The following is a 348-nucleotide window of genomic DNA, read 5'->3' on the forward strand; positions in this document are numbered from 1 at the left end:
AGGGAAGTGGCGCTCGGGGTTCAGGTTGGCCGAGGGGGCCAGGCCAATGGTGCCGGTGGTGGCCGGACCCAGGTCCGAGAGGATGTCGCCAAACAGGTTGGTGGCGGCCACCACGTCAAAACGGCCGGGCTGCAGCACAAAGCGCGCGGTGAGGATGTCGATGTGCTGCTTGTCCAGCGTGACCTCGGGGTAGTCCTTGGCCACATCGTCCGCCCTCTTATCCCACCAGGGCATGCTGATGGCGATGCCGTTGCTCTTGGTGGCCAGGGTCACGTGTTTTTTGGGGCGGCTCTGGGCCAGATCGAAGGCGAACTTCAAGAGGCGGTTGGCCCCGTGGCGGGAGTAGAC

At 64.9% G+C, this 348-nt stretch carries 1 protein-coding gene; it reads right to left on the reverse strand.

The window, feature by feature from the left end; all coding sequences use genetic code 11:
- A partial coding sequence (locus tag ASE52_RS00085) for an isocitrate/isopropylmalate family dehydrogenase (RefSeq protein WP_241776883.1) occupies positions 1-348 on the reverse strand: 348 nt, incomplete at both ends.

It is taken from the genome of Acidovorax sp. Root275, from assembly GCF_001428965.1.
Lineage (GTDB): Bacteria > Pseudomonadota > Gammaproteobacteria > Burkholderiales > Burkholderiaceae_C > Acidovorax > Acidovorax radicis.